Annotated in this window: 21 protein-coding genes, 1 other RNA gene and 1 pseudogene; 5 read left to right on the top strand and 18 right to left on the bottom strand. The window is 42.8% G+C overall.

The genetic code is table 11. From position 1 onward, the window contains the following. Positions 1 to 26: 26 nt before the first annotated feature. From C1G57_RS02275 to C1G57_RS02260, 4 genes are all read right to left on the bottom strand, one after another. The gene (locus C1G57_RS02275) at positions 27 to 2,417 is read right to left on the bottom strand and encodes a primosomal protein N' (protein ID WP_105113584.1); all 2,391 of its coding nucleotides are present in this window, start codon (positions 2,415 to 2,417) and stop codon (positions 27 to 29) included. Between the two features lie 78 nt (positions 2,418 to 2,495). Next, positions 2,496 to 2,810, bottom strand: coding sequence for a DNA-directed RNA polymerase subunit omega (gene rpoZ / locus C1G57_RS02270; RefSeq protein ID WP_004195201.1), 315 nt, complete (start codon positions 2,808 to 2,810; stop codon positions 2,496 to 2,498). 34 nt (positions 2,811 to 2,844) lie between these two features. Then, positions 2,845 to 3,465, bottom strand: a complete 621-nt coding sequence (gmk, locus tag C1G57_RS02265) for a guanylate kinase (protein WP_105113583.1) — start codon at positions 3,463 to 3,465, stop codon at positions 2,845 to 2,847. A gap of 120 nt (positions 3,466 to 3,585) precedes the next feature. Further along, the gene (locus C1G57_RS02260) at positions 3,586 to 5,199 is read right to left on the bottom strand and encodes a ribonuclease Y (RefSeq protein ID WP_105113582.1); all 1,614 of its coding nucleotides are present in this window, start codon (positions 5,197 to 5,199) and stop codon (positions 3,586 to 3,588) included. A 128-nt stretch (positions 5,200 to 5,327) separates the two neighbouring features. Between C1G57_RS02260 and C1G57_RS02255 the strand changes: the two genes are divergently transcribed. After that, on the top strand, positions 5,328 to 5,810 hold the full coding sequence (locus C1G57_RS02255) for an S-ribosylhomocysteine lyase (RefSeq protein ID WP_105113581.1): 483 nt from the start codon (positions 5,328 to 5,330) through the stop codon (positions 5,808 to 5,810). 46 nt (positions 5,811 to 5,856) lie between these two features. On the opposite strand, the gene C1G57_RS02250 is transcribed toward C1G57_RS02255, so the two are convergent. From C1G57_RS02250 to C1G57_RS02230, 5 genes are all read right to left on the bottom strand, one after another. Continuing rightward, positions 5,857 to 7,290: a cell division site-positioning protein MapZ family protein gene (locus C1G57_RS02250; RefSeq protein ID WP_238595256.1), complete on the bottom strand. Its 1,434-nt coding sequence runs from the start codon at positions 7,288 to 7,290 to the stop codon at positions 5,857 to 5,859. Positions 7,291 to 7,299: 9 nt separating this feature from the next. Next, on the bottom strand, positions 7,300 to 8,466 hold the full coding sequence (locus tag C1G57_RS02245; protein WP_105113579.1) for a THUMP domain-containing class I SAM-dependent RNA methyltransferase: 1,167 nt from the start codon (positions 8,464 to 8,466) through the stop codon (positions 7,300 to 7,302). A 51-nt stretch (positions 8,467 to 8,517) separates the two neighbouring features. Then, positions 8,518 to 8,882, bottom strand: an RNA gene (gene rnpB / locus C1G57_RS02240) — RNase P RNA component class B. A 16-nt stretch (positions 8,883 to 8,898) separates the two neighbouring features. Beyond that, positions 8,899 to 9,225, bottom strand: a complete 327-nt coding sequence (gene gpsB, locus C1G57_RS02235) for a cell division regulator GpsB (protein ID WP_105113578.1) — start codon at positions 9,223 to 9,225, stop codon at positions 8,899 to 8,901. A 70-nt stretch (positions 9,226 to 9,295) separates the two neighbouring features. Beyond that, positions 9,296 to 9,835 carry a DUF1273 domain-containing protein gene (locus tag C1G57_RS02230; protein ID WP_105113577.1) on the bottom strand — a complete coding sequence of 180 codons (540 nt, stop codon included), beginning with the start codon at positions 9,833 to 9,835 and terminating at the stop codon, positions 9,296 to 9,298. A 65-nt stretch (positions 9,836 to 9,900) separates the two neighbouring features. Here C1G57_RS02230 and recU point away from each other — a divergent pair, with 65 nt between their 5' ends. From recU to rsmG, 3 genes are all read left to right on the top strand, one after another. Further along, the gene (recU, locus tag C1G57_RS02225; protein ID WP_105113576.1) at positions 9,901 to 10,518 is read left to right on the top strand and encodes a Holliday junction resolvase RecU; all 618 of its coding nucleotides are present in this window, start codon (positions 9,901 to 9,903) and stop codon (positions 10,516 to 10,518) included. Further along, positions 10,499 to 12,670: a penicillin-binding protein PBP1A gene (gene pbp1a, locus C1G57_RS02220; RefSeq protein ID WP_161941089.1), complete on the top strand. Its 2,172-nt coding sequence runs from the start codon at positions 10,499 to 10,501 to the stop codon at positions 12,668 to 12,670. Before recU ends, pbp1a begins: the two co-directional genes overlap by 20 nt. Before the next feature lie 295 nt (positions 12,671 to 12,965). Next, positions 12,966 to 13,679, top strand: coding sequence for a 16S rRNA (guanine(527)-N(7))-methyltransferase RsmG (gene rsmG, locus C1G57_RS02215; RefSeq protein ID WP_105113574.1), 714 nt, complete (start codon positions 12,966 to 12,968; stop codon positions 13,677 to 13,679). Positions 13,680 to 13,706: 27 nt separating this feature from the next. On the opposite strand, the gene C1G57_RS02210 is transcribed toward rsmG, so the two are convergent. From C1G57_RS02210 to C1G57_RS02170, 9 genes and pseudogenes are all read right to left on the bottom strand, one after another. Next, a complete protein-coding gene (locus C1G57_RS02210; RefSeq protein WP_105113573.1) occupies positions 13,707 to 14,540 on the bottom strand; it encodes an energy-coupling factor transporter transmembrane component T family protein in 834 nt (277 codons plus the stop codon). After that, positions 14,537 to 16,210 (bottom strand): ABC transporter ATP-binding protein, encoded by a 1,674-nt coding sequence (locus C1G57_RS02205; protein ID WP_105113572.1) that lies wholly within the window; start codon positions 16,208 to 16,210, stop codon positions 14,537 to 14,539. The genes C1G57_RS02210 and C1G57_RS02205 overlap by 4 nt, the downstream gene beginning before the upstream one ends. 239 nt (positions 16,211 to 16,449) lie before the next feature. Then, positions 16,450 to 17,433 (bottom strand): rhodanese-related sulfurtransferase, encoded by a 984-nt coding sequence (locus tag C1G57_RS02200; protein ID WP_105113571.1) that lies wholly within the window; start codon positions 17,431 to 17,433, stop codon positions 16,450 to 16,452. 112 nt (positions 17,434 to 17,545) lie between these two features. Continuing rightward, on the bottom strand, positions 17,546 to 18,472 hold the full coding sequence (locus tag C1G57_RS02195; protein ID WP_105113570.1) for a hypothetical protein: 927 nt from the start codon (positions 18,470 to 18,472) through the stop codon (positions 17,546 to 17,548). Between the two features lie 137 nt (positions 18,473 to 18,609). Next, positions 18,610 to 19,161, bottom strand: a pseudogene (locus C1G57_RS02190) (ECF-type riboflavin transporter substrate-binding protein). A 14-nt stretch (positions 19,162 to 19,175) separates the two neighbouring features. Continuing rightward, entirely contained in the window at positions 19,176 to 20,024 is an 849-nt protein-coding gene (locus C1G57_RS02185; protein WP_105113569.1) for an SAM hydrolase/SAM-dependent halogenase family protein, read from the bottom strand. Between the two features lie 388 nt (positions 20,025 to 20,412). Continuing rightward, positions 20,413 to 21,129, bottom strand: coding sequence for a YebC/PmpR family DNA-binding transcriptional regulator (locus tag C1G57_RS02180; RefSeq protein ID WP_105113568.1), 717 nt, complete (start codon positions 21,127 to 21,129; stop codon positions 20,413 to 20,415). 108 nt (positions 21,130 to 21,237) lie between these two features. Then, positions 21,238 to 23,406, bottom strand: coding sequence for a PTS transporter subunit IIBC (locus tag C1G57_RS02175; RefSeq protein ID WP_105113567.1), 2,169 nt, complete (start codon positions 23,404 to 23,406; stop codon positions 21,238 to 21,240). Positions 23,407 to 23,442: 36 nt separating this feature from the next. Continuing rightward, complete coding sequence (locus C1G57_RS02170; RefSeq protein WP_105113566.1) at positions 23,443 to 24,234, bottom strand: endonuclease/exonuclease/phosphatase family protein; 792 nt, start codon at positions 24,232 to 24,234, stop codon at positions 23,443 to 23,445. 207 nt (positions 24,235 to 24,441) lie between these two features. Between C1G57_RS02170 and C1G57_RS02165 the strand changes: the two genes are divergently transcribed. Then, on the top strand, positions 24,442 to 25,149 hold the full coding sequence (locus C1G57_RS02165; RefSeq protein ID WP_105113565.1) for a UTRA domain-containing protein: 708 nt from the start codon (positions 24,442 to 24,444) through the stop codon (positions 25,147 to 25,149). The last annotated feature ends 222 nt before the right edge of the window (positions 25,150 to 25,371 follow it).

Genomic DNA, 25,371 nt, shown 5'->3' with positions numbered 1-25,371 from the left:
TCATAAGCTTCTTTCTAGTGAAGGTATCACATCATATTCTGCGGTTCATTGTCAATAATCAGCCGCAAATCTTGATTTTCTCTCTCCTGTGTCCAATCCAAAATCTGGTTCAAGACTTCTTCCAATCGGTCTTCATGCCGGTATTTCAAGATAATCTGGTAGTGGTAGAGATTATGGGTTCTGGCAATGGGCTTGGGCGTCGGTCCCAGGATTTGAATTGCATCTGTTAAGTGTTGACGGAGAAAGGCTACTGTTTCATAGGCTTTTTTCACGACAACTTCTTCCGACTTGTGCGAAAAGGTTAAGCCAACGGTAAAATAGTAAGGTGGATAGCCAAGATTTTTCCGAATGCCCATCTCATAACGATAGAAACCTTCATAATCCTGCTCTTTAGCAAAAGCAATGGCATAATGATTGGGGTTATAGGTCTGAATCAGGACTTCCCCTTCCTTATCAGCTCGACCGGCCCGACCGGCTACCTGAGTTAGCAACTGGAAGGTCCGCTCAGAAGACCGAAAATCAGGCAAATTGAGGGCCGTATCAGCATTGAGCACCCCAACCAGCGTTACATTGGGAAAATCCAAGCCCTTGGCAATCATCTGAGTTCCCAGAAGAATATCCGCTTCGCCTCGACCAAACCGTTCGAGCAAGTCCTCATGAGCACCTTTTTTCTTGGTAGTATCCACATCCATACGCAAAATTCTAGCTTCTGGCAAGAGCTCCTGCAATTCATCGTAGGCCTTTTGCGTACCCGTACCATAATAACGAATGGAACGACTTTGACAGTTTGGACAGGTCTGAGGAATCCCCTTTTGAAAACCGCAGTAGTGGCAATTCATTGTTTTTGTGTCCATGTGGAGCGTCAGGGAAATATCACAGTTGGGACACTGGTCAACACTCCCACAATCACGACACATGACAAAAGAAGAATAACCACGCCGATTCAACATAAGAACGACCTGTTCCTTACGAGCCAGCTTTTCTTTAATCTTATCAATCAGAATAGGGGTAAAACTACTAGCCTCCTGCTGACCAATGTAATCACGGAAATCCACAACTTCCACTTCTGGAATACGAGCCAAGGGATTGGCCCTCTGGTTAAGAGTCAGCCTTCCATAAACTCCTCGACTAGCCCGAGCCCGTGTTTCAAGACTGGGCGTAGCAGACCCCAAGACCAGAGTTGCCCGATTATAATCAGCCCGCAACTTTGCCACATCACGTGCATGGTAGCGCGGATTGCTGTCCTGCTTGTAGGTCGCCTCATGCTCTTCATCAATGATGATAACACCTAAGTTTGTCAATGGTGCAAAAATAGCTGAGCGAGCTCCGACAACCACCTGGGCATTTCCCGCCTCAATCTTCCGCCACTCGTCATACTTCTCACCCTCAGACAAGCCCGAATGCAAAATAGCAACCTGCTGACCAAAACGAGAGATGAAACGATTGGTCATCTGAGGGGTCAAGGAAATTTCAGGTACCAGCATAATAGCCGTTTTCCCCATTTTTAAAACCCTATCAATGACCTGGAGATAAACCTCCGTCTTCCCAGAACCAGTCACTCCTTGAAGCAAATAGGTCTGACTTTCCTGACCGATAGAGGCCACAATCTCACGAACCGCAATGGCCTGCTCCGGATTCAAATCCAAGGCCTGCGTTTTTTCCACCTTATCAAAAACACCCTGAGTCCGCGACACTTCCTCTTCCCAGACTTCTATATAGCCATTTTCTTGGAAATAGCGGAGCGTATCAGCTGAATAGTCCGATTTTAGGTTTGAAAGGAGCTGGTCTTCAGAGTGTTCAAGAAGAAATTCCCTTAATTGCTGGCGTTTCTTGGCTCGATTGCTGATTTCTGCTTCTCGTAATTTCTCCAAACAAACACGGTACCATTTTTCTGTCTTAATTTGTTTCTTATCCTTGGCCACATAGTCTACCAAGATTTTTCCTGACTGGGCGAGGCGCATGATTTTTCCTTGCTCTGTCACGTCCAAGTCAGAAAAACGGATCTGCTCCTTATCACCAAATAGACTAAGCTGCTCTGCCATTTCCAAACCAAGCCCTGGACGGAGCAATTTGTCATAGGTCGAATTGAGCAAGCTGGGCAGCATGGATTTTAAGAGGGTAATTTTATAGGAGAAGACTGACTTCCTCATCTGGTCCGCCAACCAAAATTGCTCTTGATTGAGAACGGGACTATAGTCCAGAACCTCAGCAAGCTCTTTCAAGTCTTGTATCTTATTTACGTCATCTTCATCAATCAAATCAACCACAATCCCTTGAATCAGCCGATTTCCCTTGCCAAAGGGGACGTGGACACGCACACCAACCATGAGCACCTCTTCCAACTCAGCTGGAACGCGGTAGGAATAGGCTTGATCTGTCTGCATCAAAGGGACGTCTACAATAACCTGTGCTAACATACTGCCTCCTTTCTGTAAATATTCTATCAATCCGTAAGTGAAAAGAAACCCGGATGGTAATCCCAACCGAGTTTTTTATTAAATCTTTTCGCCTTCTTCTTTTTCTTTAGCGATTTGTTCCTTGATTTTCTTCTCTTCTTCTTCCGCCAAACGCTTCGCCTCTTCGGCACGGCGACGAACTGCCTCTCGTTTTGCTTCTGGGTCTGGGTGGATAACCACATTACCAGATTCAATTTCTTCCAAGGCACGAAGGGTTGATTTTACAGAAGTAAATTCTTGAGTTGGCTTGGCACCTGCTTCTAATTCATGGGCACGTTTGGCCTCAAGAATAACCAATGAGTACTTAGATGGTACCTTATCCAACAAGGTATCAATAGATGGTTTCAACATCATAATAGGATTCTCTCTACTTTCTATTAAGGTTCTGTTACTTGTTTACATCACGAATCATTTCATCATAGCGGCCGATCACCCGGTCCACACGGAAATGCTCCGCTTCGATAATGCGTTTTACACGTTCAGCTGCCAATGGAACTTCATCATTGACAACCGCATAGTCATACTCACGCATCAAGGCAATTTCTTCCTTGGCACGTTCAATACGCTGGGCAATGACTTCCTCGCTATCCGTTCCTCGACCAACTAAGCGGTCTTGTAGTTCTTCCAAATCTGGTGGCGTCAAGAAGATAAAGACACCGTCTGGAACCTTTTTCTTAACTTGAAGAGCGCCCTGCACTTCAATTTCTAAGAAAACATCGATTCCCTTATCAAGTGTTTCATTGACATAGGTCAAAGGAGTTCCATAGTAATTGCCAACGTACTCAGCATATTCCAACATCTGACCACGGCGAATTAAGTCTTCAAATTCCTCACGGCTACGGAAGAAATAATCCACTCCATCTACTTCACCAGGTCTTTGTGGGCGTGTCGTCATCGACACTGAATATTCAAATTTGTTATCCGAACTGTCAAAAATTTCCTTTCGAACCGTTCCCTTCCCAACTCCCGACGGGCCGGAAAATACGATGAGTAAGCCTCGCTCTTTCATGATATCTCCTTTAAAATCTTTCATTCTAGTGTAACAAAAATCCCTAGGAATTTCAACTGATTTTAAATGAGCAAAAGATTTTTTCACAAAGAAAGAGGAGCTAGTCTAGCTCCCCCTAACTTATTTAGCAATATCAGTTGCTCTTGTTTCCCGGATGACAGTGATTTTGATATTTCCTGGATAATCCAAGTTATTTTCGATTTTCTCACGGACATCATGGGCCAAGATGGTAATTTGATCATCTGAAATCTTATTCGGATGAACAATAATCCGCACTTCTCGACCTGCTTGAATAGCATAGGATTGTTTAATTCCATCAAAGCTATTGGCAATTTCTTCCAAGTCTTGTAGACGCTTGATGTAGGCTTCCATAGACTCACGGCGAGAACCTGGGCGAGCTGCACTCAAGGCATCAGCCGCCGCTACGATAACAGCAATGGTACTTGTCGCTTCTACATCTCCATGGTGGCTGGCAATGGTGTTAACCACAATCGGATGCTCCTTGTACTTCTTAGCCAATTCTGTTCCAATTTCAACGTGGCTACCATCTACCTCACGGTCAATGGCCTTACCAACATCGTGGAGGAAACCTGCACGGCGAGCTAAGTTGACATTTTCGCCCAACTCAGCAGCGAGGACCCCAGCTAATTTGGCCACTTCAATCGAGTGACGAAGAACATTTTGACCATAAGAGGTACGGAAATGCAAACGTCCCATAATCTTAATCAAATCTGGGTGAAGGTTCGGTGCGCCAACTTCGTAGGCAGCAGCCTCACCATACTCACGGATGCGATTGTCCATTTCCACACGGTGTTTTTCAACCAATTCCTCAATACGAGCCGGGTGAATCCGACCATCTTGAAGCAAGGTTTCCATAGTCATGCGAGCAATTTCACGACGAATTGGGTCAAAACCTGATAAGACAACGACTTCTGGCGTATCATCAATGATAACATCAATACCAGTCAGACTTTCAAAGGTACGGATGTTACGCCCTTCGCGTCCAATAATCCGACCTTTCATGGCATCATCTGGCAAATGAACAGATGTGATAGTTTGTTCTGCCACATACTCACCTGAAATCCGTTGCATGGCTTGGGCCAACAAGTCTTTGGCCATCTTGTCCGAACGCTCTTTGACCTCACGTTCAGCATCACGAATTTGAGTTGCGATTTCATGCGTTAACTTGTCGCGAGTATCGGTCAAGATAATGTCTTTAGCTTCTTCTTGACTGAGTGCTGCCACACGTTCTAATTCAAGAGCTTTTTGCTCTTCTAACTTAGCAACTTCTTGCTCTCGCTCATCAATGTGTTTAGATTTATCAGTTAGACTTTGTTCTTTTTGCTCCAAAGTCTTTTCTTTATTGGTCAAATTGTCATCTTTTCGATCCAAATTGCTGGCACGTTCGGTTAAACGTACTTCAATCTGTTTCAATTCCTGACGTTCTGACTTAAATTCTTCTGCGATTTCTTCTCGGTACTTACGAGCCTCCTCCTTAGCTTCCAAGAGTAATTCTTTTTTCAAGGTCTGACGGTCACGTTCAGCTGTTTTTAAAATAGCTTCCGCTTCTTCTTCCGCACGACCACGAACATTACTAGCTTCTTGTTCTGCATTTAAAAGGGTTAATTCTGCAGTTTCTTTTGCAGATTTCATCTTCAAAGAAATGGCAAAGTAGCCAATTACTAAACCAATGAGAGCAGAAACAAGAGCCACTACAAGTGTAATGAGTTCCATATTTCTACCTCTTTTTTAAATTCGATTTTCACAAAATCTGTTTCTATTTTATCATATTTGAACCGATTTCACAATTCCAAATTGACAAATATGTTATAATAAATTCATCAAATAGTTTGGAGGAAGACATGAAAAAAGATGTTACCGTTGAAAGTTTTGAATTGGACCACACCATTGTTAAGGCACCCTATGTCCGTTTGATTTCAGAGGAAGTGGGGCCAAAAGGCGATATCATCACAAATTTTGACATTCGTTTAATTCAACCCAACGAAAATGCCATGGATACTGCTGGTTTGCATACTATCGAGCATCTTTTGGCCAAGCTCATTCGTCAACGCATTGACGGTTTGATTGACTGCTCTCCTTTTGGTTGCCGTACAGGTTTCCACATGATTATGTGGGGCAAGCAAGACCCTGCAGAAATCGCTCAAGTCATCAAGGCTAGCTTGCAAGAAATTGCTGATGGCATTACTTGGGAAGACGTCCCAGGGACAACCATTGAATCCTGTGGCAACTACAAGGACCACAGCCTGCATTCAGCTAAAGAATGGGCAAAATTGATTGTTTCACAAGGCATTTCAAGCGATGCCTTTGAAAGAAAACCGATCTAAGATCTAGGGTACAAAAAAAAGCGGGTCAACCGCTTTTTTGTTTTGCTTAGTAATCCAAGGCATCCGAATGACCAGCACCATTACCAACAAAGTAACCCGTTTTACAGTTAATCGAGAAGAGATAGGTCCCATCTGGCTTAAACATATTGTAATAACCATTACCGTTGATAATATTCACTTTTTCCAAGATATATTGATTACCAGTAATATAGCCACGTTGTTGCGAAATAGCCACAATATTTTCTAGTATACCAGGGTTAAACGTCCAAGCTTCATTGTTGACATCATCAATCATGGCTTGATTGTAAGGCACACGGCTGCGATCACGCTGCAGAACTACTCCATCTGGTACAGGAATACCATAGGCAGTCGCTGCTCCAGAAACAGAAGTAACAGCCACACCACTAGCTACTGCGCTCTCTGTTGAAGCTGGGGCACTGGTCTCGGTGCTTGTCGCAGCAGCTTGAGTATTCTCAGCTGGAGCAGCAACGGCTGTAGCCGAGCTAGCCGCCACTTCCTGCTGTGAACGTCCAAAATTGACAACAGAAGCCAATAAGCTATCCACCGAGCTAATACCAGTGTTAGTAGCTGAAAGACTGGCATCTGCTTTAGCTGTGGCAGTTGTATCAATTTCACCATTTACGATGACCTCTTTATCGAATTGCCCATTCATTGCCTGAATAGCAGCAATGGCTTTCTCAAGGCTATCGTACTGTTCTTTAGCCTTTTTATAAGTCTCCGAATTCGGATCCATCTTGTCCAAGAGAGCCTTCAACTCAGCCAATTTACCAAACTCGGAATTCTTCAGTTTGGTCAAACTACTGTCTGTAAAGAAGCTAGTATAGAGCTGTTCAAAAGCTAGGCTGTTAGCATCGGCCGAGCTACTTGCAGTGGTCGATGTCTGACTACTGCTTGAACTGCTAGCTGTTTCTGTGGTCGATTTATTGACAGAGTTCAACCACATGAAGGCTGTTGCGAGGATAGCAAGAAAGAGAGCTGCTAGTGCAGACCAGAAATAGATTTTTTTCTTTCTATCCTTCTCTGCTTCCTCTGCCTGACCCCAATCATCCTCTTCAGCTAAAGGAGTGCTTGTTACACTGTCAACGACAGCAGCGCCTGCAACTATCGTTTCTTCCAAGGTCGCTGTTGGTTCTTCCACAAGCTCTGTTACCTTCTGGCTAGCTACTTGAAGATCCTCAGGCAAGGTAGTTGAAAGACTTGCTGCCTGTACTACATCTACTTTTTCATCGGTAGAAGGCTCCACCAGGGACAAATGATTGACCTTGGTTTCAAATTTCTGTGATTCGATTTCATCACGGTGCTGCTTGATATAACGGTCTAAAAGACTATCATCTTCCGTCACACCTGCTTCAATTTCCTTATGTTTTTTCACAGCTTCTGCAATGGTTAAATCTTTGGCTACCTCGAAATCCAAAACTTTTTCATTTTCCAAAGGTAGTTTATTCTTATTTTCTTCCACAATATCCTCCTACTCTTTCTCTTCTACGGTCTGGCGTTTCACTCGCTGACCAAAAAATTGGTACAAGTCAACTTTTAAAGTACCGTTGTATAATTTTCTCTTTTTATCTGCCTGCTTACCAAAACGCTTCTCGAATTGCTCATCACTGGTCAATATAAACTTAGACCAGGTTTTCAAGGGTTCCAAGGTCTGCCCCATCTCACGATAGAGCGTGATAATTGCATCGTCATCCAACAAACGTTCACCATAGGGGGGATTGGAAATAATAACTCCATTGATTTTGTCCGTCCGTAAATCTTGAACACGCATCTGTTTGAATACTATATCTTGGTCTACTCCAGCCGCAAAGGCATTTTTCTTGGCAATCTCAACCATACGAGCATCTATGTCTGAACCCGCAATATCCAAGACCAAATCTGATTTTATAGCAGCCTGGGCTTCTTTTCGGACATCTGCTACCAACTGCTCATCCACCCAAGGCCATTCTTCAAAAGCAAAGCTGCGTTTTAAGCCAGGGGCTATATTTTTGGCCAGCATAGCAGCTTCAATACAAAATGTCCCTGAGCCACAAGTTGGATCGATGAGAGGCTTATCAGGATACCAGTTGGACAGTTGCAAAATCGCTGCTGCCATATTTTCCTTAATCGGTGCTCCACCTTTTTCTACCCGATAACCACGTTTGAAGAGACTAGACCCAGTCGTATCAATCATGATTGTCGCTAGATCTTTCAAGATAGATACTTCAATCTTGAACTCTGCCCCAACTTCCTGGAGCGGCACTCCCTCTGGGCGAGAGAAGTGTTTTTGTAATTTCTTAACAACTGCTTTTTTCGAAATAGCCTGTACGCTTGGCTCATTGTGCAACTTGGATTTGACACACTTGGCCTTGGAAATTGGAAACTTGCAACCTAAGGGCAGATAATTTTCCCAATCCAACCCAAAGACCCCTTGAAAGAGTTCTTCAAAGGTTCTTGCTGGAAATTGTCCAACAATAATTTTAATCCTGTCTGCCGAACGTAGCCAGAGGTTTGTCCTAGCGATAGCATCCACTCCCCCCTCAAAACGTACACGACCATTTTCAACTTGGCAGTCATAGCCAAGATTACGAATTTCACGACCAACAACTGCCTCTAAACCAGCAGCGGCTGTCGCTATCAATTCAAACTGTTTTTTCATCTTTTTCCTCTACAATAAAAGCTAGCAAAGCTAGCTACCTATTATGCAATTTTCTGTAAGCCATGTTTTGTTCCAGTGGTACTAGGTCCTACCACCTTCGATAATCATCTGTCTACTGCTTTCGCAGTCAGGATTTCTGTTCAATTCCATCCATCCCATGCCCCGACCAAAGTTTGGGTTGCTAGCTTGAGGGGTTTACCGCGTTCCATTTTTTACGTTTCCATAAAAACTTCGTCACTGTGGCACTTTCAGGTCTACTTTGGCATATCCGAAGACGTAGCCATTTTAACCGCCGTAACGTTAATCAACGTCCCTAGGCTTATTGATTCGCCTAGCACAAACACTACCGGCATCGCAGCCAGTGCTAGCATGGACTTTCCTCATGGTAGTAAACTACCACGCGATTATCCAAAAATTGCACACAAGACTATACTAGTCTTGAACAATTTGTTTACCGAACACTTCTTTTTCTAAACGATTCAAGCGACGAAGAATATCAAAGTTTGTAGCTGAAGATGGACGTTCCGTCGGAAGAACATCTTTCACTTCTTCAACAGCAGCGACTTTAGGAGCGTTTGCTACCTGGGCCTTCAAACGAGCAATCTCGCCTTTCAACTCCTTGATAATGGCTTCATAGGCGTCGTAATCTTTCATAATATCATCCAAAAAGTCATTGACTTCATCCTGATCATAGCCACGGAAACCAATCTTAAAATCTTGTTCAAAAATATCTTTAGTTGTAAATTTAATACTTGCCATTTCTCTCTCCCATATCTAAAACATCATTAGCCCTATTATATTAAAAAAAATAGGGAAAAATCAAGTCAAATCACTCAGAATTTGAAAAATTTTCTGCAACTTCATTCAGTTGTTCAAAGGTAAGCGTTTTTCTATCATACTCCTCTTTGTTTAAGACTTGATGATACAAATATTTCAAGTTGGTTTCATTTTCGGAATCATAAAAAATATACGCACCATCTGTATTGTCAATTAAAAATTGATTGTAATCTCTAAATTGACCAGGATTTTCATAACGTGGATAGGCAAACTTGATGAAATCCGCCTGTTTAAAGCGCTGTAACTTTAGCTGATTGGCTTCATTCCAGTGTTCTCCGTGGTTTTCAAACATGAAAATGGTCGCTATTTGAAACCTATAACCTTCCGAACGCAAATCCTCTAAAACTTCTAAAGTCCAATATTCAAAACCCAACTGACCTGTCAGGACAAACCATGTAACCCCATCCTCCAAAAATCGAACAAGATCCTGCTTGATAGCCAACTTTATAATAGCTAACCGTTGATCCTTGTCTGAGAAAATACCTAAATCCGTATGTTTGTACCCTGTTATCAAAAGGCTTTTAGTATCCATTCCTTGTACTCTTTTCACTAATTGTGGTATAATATGCTGATATTATTTTATCAAGAAGGAGTTCTATGGTCAATTATCCTCATAAGATAGCTAAAAAAATCAATAGAACCAATTCTGTTTCATCTCAAAAAATTAGCTTCGCCAATCGAGGAATGTCCTTTGAAGCTGCCATCAATGATAGCAATCTGTACTACCTAGCTCACGAGATCGCGGTTATACACAAGAAACCTACTCCTGTGCAGATTGTAAAGGTTGATTATCCCAAGAGAAGCCGTGCGAAAATTGTTGAGGCCTATTTTCGCCAAGCGTCTACAACGGATTATTCAGGAGTCTTCAAAAAACATTATATCGATTTCGAAGCCAAGGAAACGCGACAAAAAGCATCCATGCCCATGAAGAATTTTCATGAGCATCAGATTGAACACATGAAACAGGTTGTAAAGCAGGGTGGCGTATGCTTTGTTCTTCTTCACTTTTCAACGCTAAAAGAAACCTATCTCTTACCGGCTGTCCACTTGATTGAGTTTTATCAAACAGATAAGGGGAGTAAATCTATGCCTCTCTCTTTCATTAGGCAATTTGGCTTTGAGGTTCAAATGGGACGTTTTCCTAGCGTACCTTATCTTGAAGTGGTTGAAAAAAAATTATTAGGTGGTGACTCTTTTGAAAACTACAAGTATTAAAAAAACTCTCCTAGTAGTTGCAAATATCTTATTAGCTGGCTTTATTATTACCTTTCTAGCTGGTTCTCTCTTGGTAGGCTACTGGATCGCAACAGCACCCAAGCTAACCGAAGAAAGCTTGACAGCCACAGTATCCAGTAAGATTTATGACAAAAATGGCAGTCTGATTGCTGACCTAGGAGCAGAAAAACGATCCAGCGCAAAAATCGAAGAAATTCCGACTGATTTGGTCAATGCCATCGTTGCGATTGAAGATCAGCGCTTCTTCAACCATAGGGGTGTGGACGTTATCCGTATCGCTGGTTCTTTGGTTAACAACCTGACGGGCGGACGCTTACAAGGTGGTTCGACACTTGATCAGCAGTTCATCAAACTGACCTACTTCTCAACTTCTTCCGAAGACCAAAACATCAAACGGAAAATTCAAGAAGCCTGGTTAGCAACCCAACTGGAAAAAGACAAGACTAAGCAAGAAATCATGACCTACTATGTCAATAAAGTCTTTATGGCCAATGGAAACTACGGGATGAAAACAGCTGCACATTCCTACTATGGTAAAGAATTGAAAGATCTTACTTTAGCCCAGCTCGCCTTACTGGCAGGTATGCCTCAAGCTCCTAACCAATACGATCCTTATACCAACCCTGAAGATGCTAAAACACGCAGAGATTTAGTCCTAGCTGAAATGTTGGAAGAAAAGTACATCGACAATGCCCAGTACGAGCAAGCTGTGCTGACTCCAGTCACTGATGGTTTACAGGCTCTATCCAATGAAGCAGCTTATCCTGCTTATATGGATAACTATCTCAAGCAGGTTATCGAAGAAGTTGAGGCTAAAACAGGCTACAACTTGTTAACTACGGGTATGGATGTCTATACAAACGTAGATCCTGCTGCTCAACAGCAGTTGTGGGACATTTACAATACCGATATGTATGTCAGCTACCCGGATGATTTGATGCAGGTAGCCTCTACGGTCGTGGATGTATCAAACGGTAAGGTCGTTGCACAGTTGGGCGGACGGCACCAATCAAGTAATGTTTCCTTCGGTACCAACCAGGCCGTTGAAACCAACCGTGACTTTGGTTCGACTATGAAACCAATCACCGACTATGCCCCTGCTTACGAACATGGCGTCTACACGTCAACAGCAGACATTATCGTCGACGGTCCTTACAATTTCCCAGGCACTACCATTCCTATCAATAACTGGGATAAGCAATTTTACGGATCTATTTCGGTTAAGACGGCTATTCAGTACTCACGAAACGTTACAGCGGTCAAGGCCCTAGAAGCAACTGGTTTGGAAAACTCTCTAGCTTTCTTGAACAGTATCGGTATTGACTATCCTGAAATGCACTATTCAAATGCGATTTCTAGTAACACTTCCGATACAGGTCGTCAGTACGGAGCAAGTTCTGAAAAAATGGCTGCTGCCTATGCTGCCTTCGCCAATGGCGGAACTTATTACGCTCCACAATATGTCAATAAGATTGTCTTTAGCGATGGAACAGTTTCGGAGTATGCTCCTCAAGGGAACCGTGTTATGACGGAAGAAACAGCCTATATGATGACAGATTTGATGAAATCTGTATTGAGTTATGGTTACGGACTAAACGCTACTGTCAGCGGTATTCCGATGGCTGGTAAAACCGGTACCTCAAACTATACCGACAGCGAAACAGAATCCATTCTTGCTTCTGTTCCTGAAGCTAACTATAGCTACAGTGTCGTTCCAGATGAGAACTTCGTCGGCTACTCTAGCCAGTATGCCATGGCCGTTTGGACCGGTTACACCAACCGTATGACCCCGATCTTAGATAATGGGATGCGAGTTGCTACAGACGTTTATCACAATATGATGGCCTATATGCATTCTGACTATACTGCTACTGAATGGGAAGTGCCGAGTGGTTTGGTTCGCTATGGTTCAAATTACTATTTGAGAGGCAGCCGCTCTTTATCCAATGCTTATAATAGTTATAATAATTATAATACTTACAATAACTATAGTAGCACAGTGTCTAGTTCCAGTGAATCAACTGAGCAATCAACACAAAGCTCCTCTTCAGAATCTCAAACTGAAAATACTACAGCTGACTCAGAAGCAACCAATACTTCATCCTCAGAGCAATCCTCGGATGGTCAATAAGAACAGGGTTGGGCCTAAGCCCAGCCTTTTCTTATTGTATGGGTTACAAATACAATAGACGAATGAAGAGCTTTCAGACAAGGAACTGAGGTACAGGTTGCTAGAACAGCCTAGAGGCTGTTCTAGGTTGGAAATAGGACATGCCAAGCAGGTCACTTCCTTAAAGTCCAGCAATCCGAAAGTGACCATGTATCAAAGCTCTTCAAATGACTATAAACTAACTAAATAGGCGCTCTTGTCTGTTCTTCCTTATCCACCTCTCCACAATTTCAAGAATTTATGGTAAGATAAAACTATGAAACCTGAAGTATTTTACAAGACCTTGGCTGACCAAGGCATCCAACTAACTGACCTACAAAAACAACAATTTCTCCGCTACTTTCAACTCTTAGTAGAATGGAATGAAAAAATCAATTTGACGGCCATTACAGAAGAAGAGGATGTTTATCTCAAGCATTTTTATGACTCTATCGCGCCAATTCTGCAAGGGCATATCCAAAATGAGCCCCTCCGCCTATTAGACATCGGAGCAGGGGCAGGATTTCCAAGTCTGCCCATGAAAATCATCTACCCTCAATTAGATGTAACCATCATTGACTCTCTCAACAAGCGGATCAATTTCTTGCATTTGTTGGCAGAGGAATTAGGGTTGGAAAATGTTCATTTCTATCATGGTCGAGCAGAAGATTTTGCCCAAGACAAGCAATTTCGTGCCCAATTTGACCTGGTTACAGCTCGGGCAGTTGCTCGTATGCAAATCTTATCAGAATTGACCATTCCATACTTAAAACTCAATGGCAAACTCATTGCCCTCAAGGCATCCAGTGCCGAGGATGAATTGGCCCAAGCCAAGAATGCCCTCACCCTCCTTTTTGGCAAGGTCATTGAAAATATTGACTACCAATTACCAAACGGCGACCCTCGCACCTTGACCATCGTTGAAAAGAAAAAGGAAACCCCAAACAAGTTTCCACGCAAGGCTGGTATGCCTAATAAACGACCGCTATAAAAGGAGTTTCGACTGAAACTCCTTTTTCTATCTCCACGGGTTGTAAAAACGACCACCGTTTACAACTAACAGACCGATTGTAATTAGAACTAGAACTACAATAAGGGCTAGAACAAGATAATCTACCCTTTGCAGGGCTTGGTAGGTATACCAGGTCCGTTTTTTATTTTTTCCAAATCGACGCAGCTCCATAGCCGTTGAAATGGTATCAATCCGCTCTAGCGAACTAAAAATCAAGGGAATAACCAAGGCTAGATTCCCCTTTATCCGATCCATTAGCTTGCCCTTCTGTGATAACTCTAAACCACGCGCTTCCTGGGACATCCGAATGGTATAGAATTCCTCCTGAATGTCTGGAATGTACCGCATGGTCAAACTAACCGCATAAGCAACTTTGTAGGATACCCCAATCTGATTTAAACTTGAGGCAAATTGGCTTGGGTGAGTGGTCATCAAAAAGACAAGGGCCAGGGGTACTGTACAAAAATACTTCAAGAGTAGATTGACAAGATAAAAGAGTTGTTGACTGGTTAGAGAATAGGGACCCAAACCAGAGATCAAAACCGTCTCCGCACCATATAGCTCCACTCCGTATCTTGGAGCAAAAAGATGCACCATCAGAGCGTTAAGCAGGGCAAAGACAATGGTCAACAGCAAGACAAAGGAAACATCCTTATAGCGAATACCTGATAATTTAAACAAGGAAAGCGAAAATAGAGCAATAAAGGCAATCAAACGCGTATCGTAGGTCACCATTGCAAGAATGGTCACAATCAAGAAAAATAAGAGCTTACTCACAGCAGACAAATCATAAATAAAGCCTGTTCCCTTATGATAACCAATTAAATGTTGTTGACTCATTGCCCCCTCCTTTCTGCTTGCATGTAAAACATAGTCAATTCCAGTGGATTAACGCCTAAACGTTCCGCCAAGTGGAATATGGATGTTTCTTTCAAATTAGCCTCTTCTATGACTTGTGCATCTGACAAGATTTCAGCAGGACTAGCATCCGCAATAATCTGTCCATCCACCACAACAATAGCCCTATCCGAGTAATCCAACATCAACTGCATGTCATGGGTAATCATCACAATGGTGTGCCCCTGGGCATTTAGTTGGTCCAAGAAGTCCATCATTTCCTGATAGTGACGTTGATCCTGACCAGCCGTCGGCTCATCCAATAGAATAATCTCAGGATTGAGCACCAAGATAGAAGCAATGGTCACCCGCTTCTTCTGACCGTAGGACAGGGCTGAAATCGGCCACTTGCGGTACTGGTACAAACCACAGACCTCTAAAATCTTAAAGACCCTGGCTTCAATTTCCTTCTCAGTCACTCCCCTCATTCGCAAGCCAAGGGCCACTTCATCAAAAATCATGGTCTGACTGATCATCTGATTTGGATTCTGAAGGACATAGCCAATCCGCTCCGCCCTCTCTTTGACAGAATCATCCTTGATTGATTGCCCCTGCCACAGCATTTCCCCATCGGGTTGGATAAAGGCACACAAGGCCTTGGCCAAGGTTGATTTTCCAGCTCCATTTTTCCCGACAATGGCCAAACGCTCACCTTTATGTATCTTCAAATGGATATCTGAAAGAATGAGCCTATCCGAGTAGGCAAATTGTAAATCACGTACTTCAAGCAAAACTTCCTTTGCCACTTCTTCCAAGCTGATTTCAGGGAGTTTGCCCATTTCTAATTGACCCAAATCAATATCCCAAACTGAAGAGAGCTGACCCGCTGTTTGGATGGGATAACCCAAGGCTCGTAAGGTGGAAATATAAAGCGGCTCACGGATGCCATTTTCTTTGAGAAGACTGGTCTGCAGGAGCTGATCTGGATGACCATTAAACAACATCCGCCCTTCATTTATCAGTACAATCCTATCTACCTGACGATAGAGGACATCTTCCAAGCGGTGCTCAATAATAATGGTCGTCGTTCCCTCTTGTGCATGCAAACGATCAATCAAGTCAATGGTATCCTGTCCAGATTTTGGATCCAAATTAGCCAAGGGTTCATCGAATAGCAAAATCGGACTTTCATCGATTAGGACCCCCGCAAGACTGACCCGTTGCTTCTGACCTCCCGAAAGATCCTGGGGACGAAGGTTCAACAGTTCTTTTAAGTCCAAGCGTACAGCCCAGTCATGAACTCGTTCCTTCATGGTCGCCAAGGTTTCCATGTCATTTTCCAGCGCAAAAGCCAAATCTTCCGCTACAGAAAGCCCAATAAACTGACCATCCGTATCCTGCAAAACGGTGCTGACCAGAAGAGATTTTTGGTAAATAGACTGGTCAAAGGCAGAGACCCCCATCAGTTCAAAATCCCCTGTATGGGTTCCCTTATGGATGGCAGGGATAATCCCATTCAAGACCTGACCGAGAGTGGACTTACCTGAACCAGATGGCCCAATAATCAGCACCTTCTCTCCTTCATAAATGGTCAAATCAATACCATGTAAGGTCGCATCCGTCTGCGCATTGTATTTAAAGGAAAAATTCTTAAATTCGATGACTTTTTTCATATTCCTATTATATCAGAATCCAGCATGAAAAAAAGGAAGAATTCTCCCTTTCTCCCAATCCATAAGCTATGACGAACGATTAAAGGGGACGCTTCTTCGTGAACTACTTATTTCTATTCATTCGGCCTAGCTTGGAAAATACTGGTTAACTCTTTCGTTCCTAGCACTCACCAAGTAACAGACAGCACAAGACAGGAAAAGAAAAATTGCACTGATTTCTCAATGCAATCTTGATGTTATTAGGCATTTGCTGGAGCCAAGGTTTCCCCAATCGCTTCCAAGCGCTCTGCCCATTCTTGACGGGTCAAGCCGTTTTCAGTGATGTAACGGTTGCGCTCATGAGCACGGCATTCAGCTGAACAGCCACGAACATACTTGTGCTCGTTTTCTTCTGATGTCAAGATACGGCGGTTACAGAATGGGTTGCCACAGTTGACATAGCGCTCACATGGTGTACCATCAAACCAGTCCTTACCAACGACAACTGGGTTAACATGGTTAACATCGACAGCGATACGCTCGTCAAAGACGTACATCTTACCATCCCACAATTCACCACGAACTTCTGGGTCTTTACCATAGGTTGCGATACCACCGTGCAACTGACCGACATCCTTGTAACCTTCACGAACCATCCAGCCTGAGAATTTCTCACAGCGAACACCACCAGTACAGTAAACAACTACGCGCTTGTCCATGAATTTCTCTTTGTTATCACGGACCCATTGTGGCAATTCACGGAAGTTGCGGATGTCTGGGCGGATGGCACCACGGAAATGCCCAAGGTCGTACTCGTAGTCATTACGGGTATCTAGAACAACTGTGTCTTCGTCCAAAAGAGCTTCCTTGAATTCTTTTGGTGACAAATAAGCACCTGTTGTTACAAGTGGGTCAATGTCACTGTCGAAGTCGTTGTCTTCTAGACCAAGGTGAACGATTTCTTTTTTATAACGAACAAACATTTTCTTGAAAGCTTGCTCATTTTCTTCGTCAATCTTAAACCACAAATCGCTGAACAATGGGTTGGCATGAACATAGTCCATGTATTTTTGAGTTGTTTCATAGTCACCAGAAACGGTACCGTTGATACCTTCGTCGGCAATCAAGATACGGCCTTTGAGTCCGATAGACTGACAGAAAGCCAAGTGCTCTGCAGCATATTCTTTGGCATTTTCAATTGGAACATACTTGTAATATAACAATACGCGAATGTCTTTTGACATGATTTCTCCTTCTCAATCTTTGCAATAGATGATAGATTTCTGACATTTCTCATAAAAGTCAAGGACTATTATACCGCTTACAAGACTAAAAAACAAAAATCTGAACTGAAACTTATTCTTCCAATTCAGATTTGAGTTTCTCTAATTTTTCCAAGGTGTCATCTCCAATAAGTTGCCCCACTTTTCGCTTGTGTCGCTTAGAAATATTTTTCTGCCACTTATCCTCGATAGGATTGCTCTGTTTATCCGTTTTTTTAGGTTCCTCCACTTCCTCGCTCTCCTGCCATTCCACATCTCTTATCACTTCTTCCCAGTAGCTGACAATAGCAGAGCAAAGATAAAATTGTAGCCTGCGCAGGCATTTTCCAATAAGTGTAGATGGTGGTGGTTCTTCTACCAAACGGTAAGTCCTTTGAAGCTCAATCAATTGGGACTGGTATTTTTCCCATTGAAGCATGGATTTACTCGGTTTTTTACGGTAGAGGTGGCTTTGTCGGATAACCTCTATATAGGGTGCTACAAACCGGCTAATCCGTAACTTGAGAGAGGAACGAGAAAGATAGGTGGCTGTTAGTAAGCCTGATGCCAAAAGGCGCTCAACCTCCCTAGCCTGATGATCAGGAAACCGGTAGTGAACCATACAGTTTCCTTCTTCTTCCTCTATGAGCAACCGAACCTGCAACCTTCCTTTATACCAACTTGCAAAAATATCCTGCTTGACATCCCAAGCCTTCTGGAAAAATTGAAGTAAGTAGTAACCTTGTTTGGTTAAGGCGTACCAGCTCCCCTCTTGATAAAGGTAATTTCGGATAGCCCCCTTCATATAAAATTCTCCGTGAAAGTCATAGAAGGTCGGTTGCTTATAGCTTGAGGTGGAAGAATGATTGCTGATACGAAAGACCTTATAATAACAGGTATTCCACAGGACACAGACATAGAGAGAATCCGTCCTTTCTGACTGATAAATCGTTAGTATCTCCTCACCTGGATTGAGAATAGAGTGAATGAGAGGAGCTAGATTTTCTTCTGTCCAAGCCATACATAATCCCTCCCTTCTTTTATATTATTATATCATACTATCAATTGTTTTCTCAAAAAAATCAACCTAGAAATTTTCTAGGTTGATCACATCATTTGAACTTATTCTATTTTTACATCTACAGGTATTGAAAAACATTAATCTTTTGACAGACTACCTGTTTTAGTTTGGGAACGAGCATACACACCAAGAAGGATAGTACCAGCAATGGCTATTGTAATGCTATTGACAACTCCTGCTACCAAGCCTTGAGTGAAAACCTTATTGGCTGCTTCACTTTAGATAACAATATCCAAAACTGGAGCGATAATCCCCCAGGCGATGACATTGGCTACAACTTGGAAAATATTGAAAACCAAAATATCTTTTCCTTCAAAAATCCCTTCTTGAACACGAAGACGATTTTTGGCAAAACCAATGACCAAACCAACTACTCCTGAGGCTAAAATCCATGACCACCAAGGACCGTATGTCAAAGAATCTTTAAGCGTATGCCCAATAAAACCAACAAGGAAGCCAACTACAGGACCAAACACGACTGACAAAAGTGCCTGAACAGCATATTGGAGCTGAATAGAAGTATTTGGAACAAAGGTAGGAATATTGATTAGCAAGCCAATGACAACAAAGAGGGCAGCACCGATACCGGTCGCAACGACAGTTCTGATTGAATTATTTTTCATAAGTATCTCCTTATAATTCTTTAATTACTAATGCGTTTGATTTCAATGTGCCAGTTTTGACCGACACCAACATTATAGGCCTTGGCAAAGGAACCTTGGTTAATAGCCAATCCCACTCGGTAGAGCGAGTTGATATAGAGCAAGGGTTGACCAATTCGCACGTCCGCAAAGGACTTTCCGTAGGTCACTTGGTTTTGATAGACCAACATATCGTTGTTGTAGATGGTCACCTCAAAGCGGTCCTCAAACTGAGGATTCAAGGTGTAAAATTCCTCACGCGTGATGGAGGTCCAAAGTGAACCGAAACGAACATCCAAAATATCGATGGCTCCTTTTACAAAATCAGGACCTATTTCAGTCGGAACAGTTGGAATTTCAACGATGGAAGCTACATCCAACTCTGGCCCCACTTCTTCAAAGCTGATATGACCAGATGCCAATTTGGCACCTGTGTAAGCATACACATCGCGACCGTGAAAGGTGTAGGAATGCTCCGTATTGGCTCTGCGATTGGCCACTTCTGAAATTTCACGAACCGCCTTGATACCGACATGTTTTTTGATGAAGGAAAGGGTTCCGTTGTCTGGGGTTACGATAAAATGGTTCTGCTCCGTCAAGGCCACGACACTTTTACGCTTAGAACCCACTCCTGGGTCAACGACCGAAACAAAGGTTGTTCCTTCTGGCCAATATTCTACGGTCTGAAAGAGACGGTAAGAACCTTCGAAAATATTGTAGGGTGTAATATCGTGGGTCAGGTTGTGGACAACCAAGTCACGTGACTCTTGAAGAGCCACACCAATCATAGCTGACACAGCACCGTCTACCAGACCGAAGTCCGATTGTAAAACAAGTAAATTATTTGACATAGCTCCTCCTAAAAATGATACTGTTCTATCATAACAGAAAAGCTACAAGCTTTCAAATAGCTAATTACTAAGGATTGCTATAGTTATCTCTTATACCTCATTTTCTACCTTTAAAGTACTGGTAGCTATCAAACATTTAAACAAATAGAAAACCAGCTGCCGCTGGTTCTCATCTCCAACCTTCTAGGACGTCCCAGTCCAATGAGAATCGTCTGCCGACGATTTCTATTTCCAACCTTCTAATAAAAATGACTGTCCCCCAGAATTTCTAACCTTTTAATATAAAAAAAGTGCTACTATTTTTTAGATAAAAAGAAAACTGCCTACCGGCAGTTCCAATCACCAACCTTTTAAGCCCAAAATTGTCCTCATGGACAGTTTTTGTTGCTTAAAAGCCATCTACATTCGTGTAGATTTTTTGGACGTCTTCGTCGTCTTCGAGGGCGTCGTAGAGTTTTTCAAATGTTGCGAGGTCATCGCCTTCAAGTGATACTTCTGATTGTGGGATCATTTCAAGTTCAGTGACGTTGAACTCTTGGATTCCTGATTCTTTGAGTGCCACGATGGCCTTGTGCAGATCAGTTGGGGCTGTATAGACAGTGATCGTGCCGTCTTCTGCTTCTACATCATCGACTTCGACATCTGCTTCTAAGAGCAATTCGAAGATGGCATCTGCATCATCACCAGCAAATACAACCACACCTTTTTTATCAAACATGAATGATACGGAACCAGATGCACCCATGTTACCGCCGTTTTTACCAAAGGCAGAGCGAACATTAGCAGCTGTACGGTTTACATTTGAAGTAAGTGTATCAACAATTAACATTGAACCATTTGGTCCAAAGCCTTCGTAACGACCTTCCACGAAGGTTTCGTCTGTGTTTCCTTTTGCCTTGTCAATGGCCTTGTCAATGATGTGTTTTGGAACCTGCGCTTGCTTAGCACGGTCGATAACGAATTTCAGCGCTGAGTTTGTTTCTGGATCTGGGTCACCCTTTTTCGCTGCTACATAGATTTCAACACCAAATTTGGCGTAAACTTTTGAGTTAGCACCGTCTTTTGCGGTTTTCTTGGCTACAATATTGGCCCATTTACGTCCCATGGGGAACCTCCTACATTTTATAAAATCGCTTTATTATATCATAAATAGCAAGGATTGAGAAGATTTTTAAAAGCAAAAGACAAGCTCGCATGAACTTGTCTTTTCATTTTACAACTCAACTGTCGCAACTTGGCCATCTTGACTGATCTGTCCAAGATTTTCAAGGCTGACAGATTTGATTTCAGCTGTGTTTGTGAAGGCAACGACGATGGTTGTTTCACGTCCTGCTGAGCGAATAGCTTCAAGGTCTGCAACAAGGAGCAAGTCTCCTGCTTCAACGCGTTGACCATCTGTTACCTTAGCCGAGAATGGAGCACCGTTTAGTGCAACCGTATCTAGGCCGACGTGCACCAAGACTTCTACACCCTTGTCAGACAAAATACCGACAGCGTGTTTGGTTGGGAAGACACTAGTTACAATACCTGAAACTGGTGCGTAAACATTGCCGGAGCTAGGCTCAACTGCATAACCGTCGCCCATCATTTTTTGTGAAAAGACTGGGTCTTTTACTTCTGTGATGGCAATAGCTTGCCCTTCAGCAACAGAGAAAACTGTCTCCGTCACACCCTTGAACTGAGTCTCAGGAGCAACTTCTTCTGTCGCCACAATCTCTGTACGAGGAATAGCTACGCCTGATTCTAGCAAGTCTTGAATGTCTGATTTGAGAACATCTGCTTTTGGTCCGTAGACTGCTTGAACACCTGAGTCTTTGATAATCAAGCCCATAGCACCAGCCTGTTTCCAAGCATTTTCATCTCCAACCTGTGCCACATCTTTGACACTAACGCGAAGGCGAGTCATACAAGCATCCACATCTGCGATATTATCACGGCCACCAAGCAAGTTGATGATTTGAACTACTTGTGAATTGGCATCCGCAGTATCTACGTTTGAGTTAGAAACTACATCTGTTGTTTCTGTATCATAGTTGCCATTGCGTCCAGCTGTTGCTAGATTGAATTTCTTAATCATAAAGTCGGCAATGAAGTACATACCAACTGCAAAGAGGGCTGTTACCCAAATAAAGTTAACTACGTCCATACCGATACCAGCTTTAATCGCCATCGGTGTACGTGTAAGGAATTCGATATTACCAAATGAGTGCATACGCAAGTTAACAACGTCAGCCATGGCAAAGGCCGCACCTTGCACAAAAGCATAAACGACATAAAGTGGCATTGCCGCAAACATGAACATGAACTCGATTGGTTCGGTTACACCTGTCAAGAATACTGCAAGTGCAGAAGATAAGAACATACCTTTGTATTTTTTCTTCTTATCTGGATCAACGTTGCGATACATAGCGTAGGTCAAGCCCATAAGGATACCTGATGAACCAATCATTTGACCAACTTTGAAACGAGCTGGTGTTACATTAGCAAGGAGATCATTGTACTGAGCCATGTCGCCTGCATCTTTCAGGTTAATCAAGTCTGTGATCCAAGCCAACCAAAGCGGATCTTGTCCAAATACCTGTGTACCTGCTTGAGCACCTGTCAAGATGTCATAGGTACCGCCAAGTGATGTATAGTTCATCGGAATGGTCAACATGTGGTGAAGACCGAATGGAAGAAGCAAACGTTCCAAGGTACCGTAAACAAATGGTGCCAAGATTGGAGCTGTTTCTTGCGAAGTCGCAATCCATTTACCAAAGCTGTTGATACCTGTTTGAACGATTGGCCAGAAAATTGCCAAACCAAGTGCCACAAGCACAGAACGATAGATGACCACAAATGGTACGAAGCGTTTACCGTTAAAGAAAGTCAATACATCTGGTAATTTGCGATAATTGTAGTATTTGTTATAGGTTGTTGCCCCTACAAAACCAGCAATGATACCAACGAAGACACCCATGTTAAGGGCAGGTTGACCCAAGATATTGACGAAGTAACCTGAAACCGGAATCTCAGTACCAAAAACTGTGCTGACTGTCGCAGTCGCATCTGCCAACATGTCAGTCGTCACACCAAAGAAGTGACCTGTAATCAAGTTAATAAGGATGAAGGCAAGACCTGCTGAGAAGGCACCACCAGCCTTTTCCTTAGCCCAGCTACCACCAATTGCCAAGGCAAAGAGCAAGTGAAGGTTTCCGATAATCCCCCAACCGATTTGAGCAATGATGTTCCCGATACGAATCAAGAGTTCTGATTCTGGGCTGATTAGTGGAATCGAGTTCCCGATAGAAACCATGAGACCTGCCGCTGGCATAACGGCAATCACGACCATCAAACACTTCCCGAATTTTTGCCAAAATTCGAAACTAAGAAATTTTTTCATGTTTTTCTCCTTAAATTTTTCTTGGTCTGTTGACCATTAAATACTTAATCTTACTTCCACACCAAAGTGGTCCGATATTACAGGAAGATTGTCCCCGTTGAACATCACTCGACTGGATTGAACCTGTCTTTCCTGATTTAAGAACACATAGTCCAGACGTTTTTCCTGGCTATGACCTGCCCATCCGTCAATGGCTTTTTCAACAGTGATACCGCTGTCCTTTTCCTCTGCCAAATCATAACTATCATAAAGGCCCAGGTCCTTGATAGCTTGATAGGCTTGGGGATTAGATAAAGCATCCGTATTGAAATCACCCATGAGAATTTTCAAGCGATTCGAATCCGTTCTCTCAATAATCGAGCGAATATTTTCCAACTGATTTTCTTCTTGACTATCTGGAAGATTGATATGGCAGGAATAGAAGTCAATCAACTCATTCCCACATGCCACCGTCAATCCAATAATCTTGCGAGACAGGATTGATGTCAGATCTTGGTGCTGACTACAATAGAAGGCATCCACTTCGTAGACCGGTAATCTTGTTAGAAAAGCAATACCTTCATCATACTTATCATAGCCGATATGAGAATTGGACCAGAAATAAGAATATTCTACTACTCCCAGCTCTTTCAGCTTTTCAAGCAAAACCAAACCATAATTGTCCTTGCGTAAGTCCTTTGTTACCAAGGGACTTGCCATCAGTTGATTGACTTCTTGCAGGGCAATCACATCGTATTGCTGTTGAGCAATGGTCTGAGCAAGTATGTCCAACTTTTGGTCTTGATTTTCTTCTAACCAGGCATGGACATTGACTGTTAGTAATTTCATAGGTCTCCTTTCTTCATCGTATTCTAAAATAAAACGTTTCCGTATTTGTAAACTAATTGTAACGTAAACGTTTCCATTTGTCAACTCTTTTACGGAACAATTTAGAAACTTTTACGTAATTATTCTAGAATTCTTTTAAAAAAGCTATAAAACTGACGATTATTCCTAAATATGTTAAACTAGTGACAGAAGAGTTGAGGAGTCACCATGAGTAAATATAAGAAAGTCTACGCAGACATCAAGGAAAAAATTGAACAAAATATCTGGCAGGCCAATCAGGAGATGCCAACCGAAAATGAGCTAATGGAGATCTACTCCTATTCCAAGGATACTATCCGCAAGGCACTATCGCTATTAGAAATGGATGGCTATATTCAAAAGCGTCAGGGGAGAAACTCGATTATCTTGGACCACAACCTGATCAGAAAACCGTACGTGTCTGAATTGAAGACCGTTAGCGAACTCAACCGCTCTGCCCACCATCAAGTCCAGACCCAACTGACCAATCTCTACATCGTACAGGGTCAACTAGAAGTCATGAAGGAATTGGAAGTAGATGAAAAAACGGATCTGTACCGTGTCAGTCGCGTTCGGACTATTGACGGAGAACGATTAGAGTATGAGATTTCCTACTTTGACCGCAGGATTGTTCCCTATCTCAGCAAGGAAATCGCTGAAAAATCGATTTATCAGTATCTAGAATCGGACCTGGGCTTAGGAATCTCTCATTCACGCCGGGAAATTTCCTTCCGCTTTGCAACGGAGGAAGAAAAATCCTTGCTGGATCTGGCTGGCTACGACATGGTGGTTTCCGTCACCAGTACCACCTTTCTGGCGGACGGCCGTCCTTTTCAGTACGGAACCATCACCTATCGACCAGATAAGGTCACTTTTGTATCAATGGCCAAACGGTAAAAAATGAAAAAAACAAAAAGAGGCTGGGCAAAAACTAGCCAATAACTAGCCAATAACTAAAAAATACACAGACAGATTGAGCTGATTTTGATGAAATCCAGCCGAACTGTCTGTGTTTTTCTTTCTTTTTCTACTCTCTTGGACTAATTTCTTAGCCAATTTCGTTAGATTCATGCTCATTAGGAGGAAGCCTATCTCGGTTTCAACCACTTTTTGACCTCT

This window comes from Streptococcus suis, assembly GCF_002960425.1.
Taxonomy (GTDB): Bacteria; Bacillota; Bacilli; order Lactobacillales; family Streptococcaceae; genus Streptococcus; species Streptococcus suis_S.
The sequence above is the reverse complement of the archived record's forward strand: the minus strand, read 5'-3'. Positions and strand labels throughout refer to the sequence as shown.

What these genes read in the sequence shown, in the direction of transcription:
- C1G57_RS02275 (WP_105113584.1), bottom strand. Translation starts at nt 2,417, where the DNA reads ATGTTAGCACAGGTTATTGTAGACGTCCCTTTGATGCAGACAGATCAA.
- rpoZ (WP_004195201.1), bottom strand. Translation starts at nt 2,810, where the DNA reads ATGATGTTGAAACCATCTATTGATACCTTGTTGGATAAGGTACCATCT.
- gmk (WP_105113583.1), bottom strand. Translation starts at nt 3,465, where the DNA reads ATGAAAGAGCGAGGCTTACTCATCGTATTTTCCGGCCCGTCGGGAGTT.
- C1G57_RS02260 (WP_105113582.1), bottom strand. Translation starts at nt 5,199, where the DNA reads ATGGAACTCATTACACTTGTAGTGGCTCTTGTTTCTGCTCTCATTGGT.
- C1G57_RS02255 (WP_105113581.1), top strand. Translation starts at nt 5,328, where the DNA reads ATGAAAAAAGATGTTACCGTTGAAAGTTTTGAATTGGACCACACCATT.
- C1G57_RS02245 (WP_105113579.1), bottom strand. Translation starts at nt 8,466, where the DNA reads ATGAAAAAACAGTTTGAATTGATAGCGACAGCCGCTGCTGGTTTAGAG.
- gpsB (WP_105113578.1), bottom strand. Translation starts at nt 9,225, where the DNA reads ATGGCAAGTATTAAATTTACAACTAAAGATATTTTTGAACAAGATTTT.
- C1G57_RS02230 (WP_105113577.1), bottom strand. Translation starts at nt 9,835, where the DNA reads ATGGATACTAAAAGCCTTTTGATAACAGGGTACAAACATACGGATTTA.
- recU (WP_105113576.1), top strand. Translation starts at nt 9,901, where the DNA reads ATGGTCAATTATCCTCATAAGATAGCTAAAAAAATCAATAGAACCAAT.
- rsmG (WP_105113574.1), top strand. Translation starts at nt 12,966, where the DNA reads ATGAAACCTGAAGTATTTTACAAGACCTTGGCTGACCAAGGCATCCAA.
- C1G57_RS02210 (WP_105113573.1), bottom strand. Translation starts at nt 14,540, where the DNA reads ATGAGTCAACAACATTTAATTGGTTATCATAAGGGAACAGGCTTTATT.
- C1G57_RS02205 (WP_105113572.1), bottom strand. Translation starts at nt 16,210, where the DNA reads ATGAAAAAAGTCATCGAATTTAAGAATTTTTCCTTTAAATACAATGCG.
- C1G57_RS02200 (WP_105113571.1), bottom strand. Translation starts at nt 17,433, where the DNA reads ATGTCAAAAGACATTCGCGTATTGTTATATTACAAGTATGTTCCAATT.
- C1G57_RS02195 (WP_105113570.1), bottom strand. Translation starts at nt 18,472, where the DNA reads ATGGCTTGGACAGAAGAAAATCTAGCTCCTCTCATTCACTCTATTCTC.
- C1G57_RS02185 (WP_105113569.1), bottom strand. Translation starts at nt 20,024, where the DNA reads ATGTCAAATAATTTACTTGTTTTACAATCGGACTTCGGTCTGGTAGAC.
- C1G57_RS02180 (WP_105113568.1), bottom strand. Translation starts at nt 21,129, where the DNA reads ATGGGACGTAAATGGGCCAATATTGTAGCCAAGAAAACCGCAAAAGAC.
- C1G57_RS02175 (WP_105113567.1), bottom strand. Translation starts at nt 23,406, where the DNA reads ATGAAAAAATTTCTTAGTTTCGAATTTTGGCAAAAATTCGGGAAGTGT.
- C1G57_RS02170 (WP_105113566.1), bottom strand. Translation starts at nt 24,234, where the DNA reads ATGAAATTACTAACAGTCAATGTCCATGCCTGGTTAGAAGAAAATCAA.
- C1G57_RS02165 (WP_105113565.1), top strand. Translation starts at nt 24,442, where the DNA reads ATGAGTAAATATAAGAAAGTCTACGCAGACATCAAGGAAAAAATTGAA.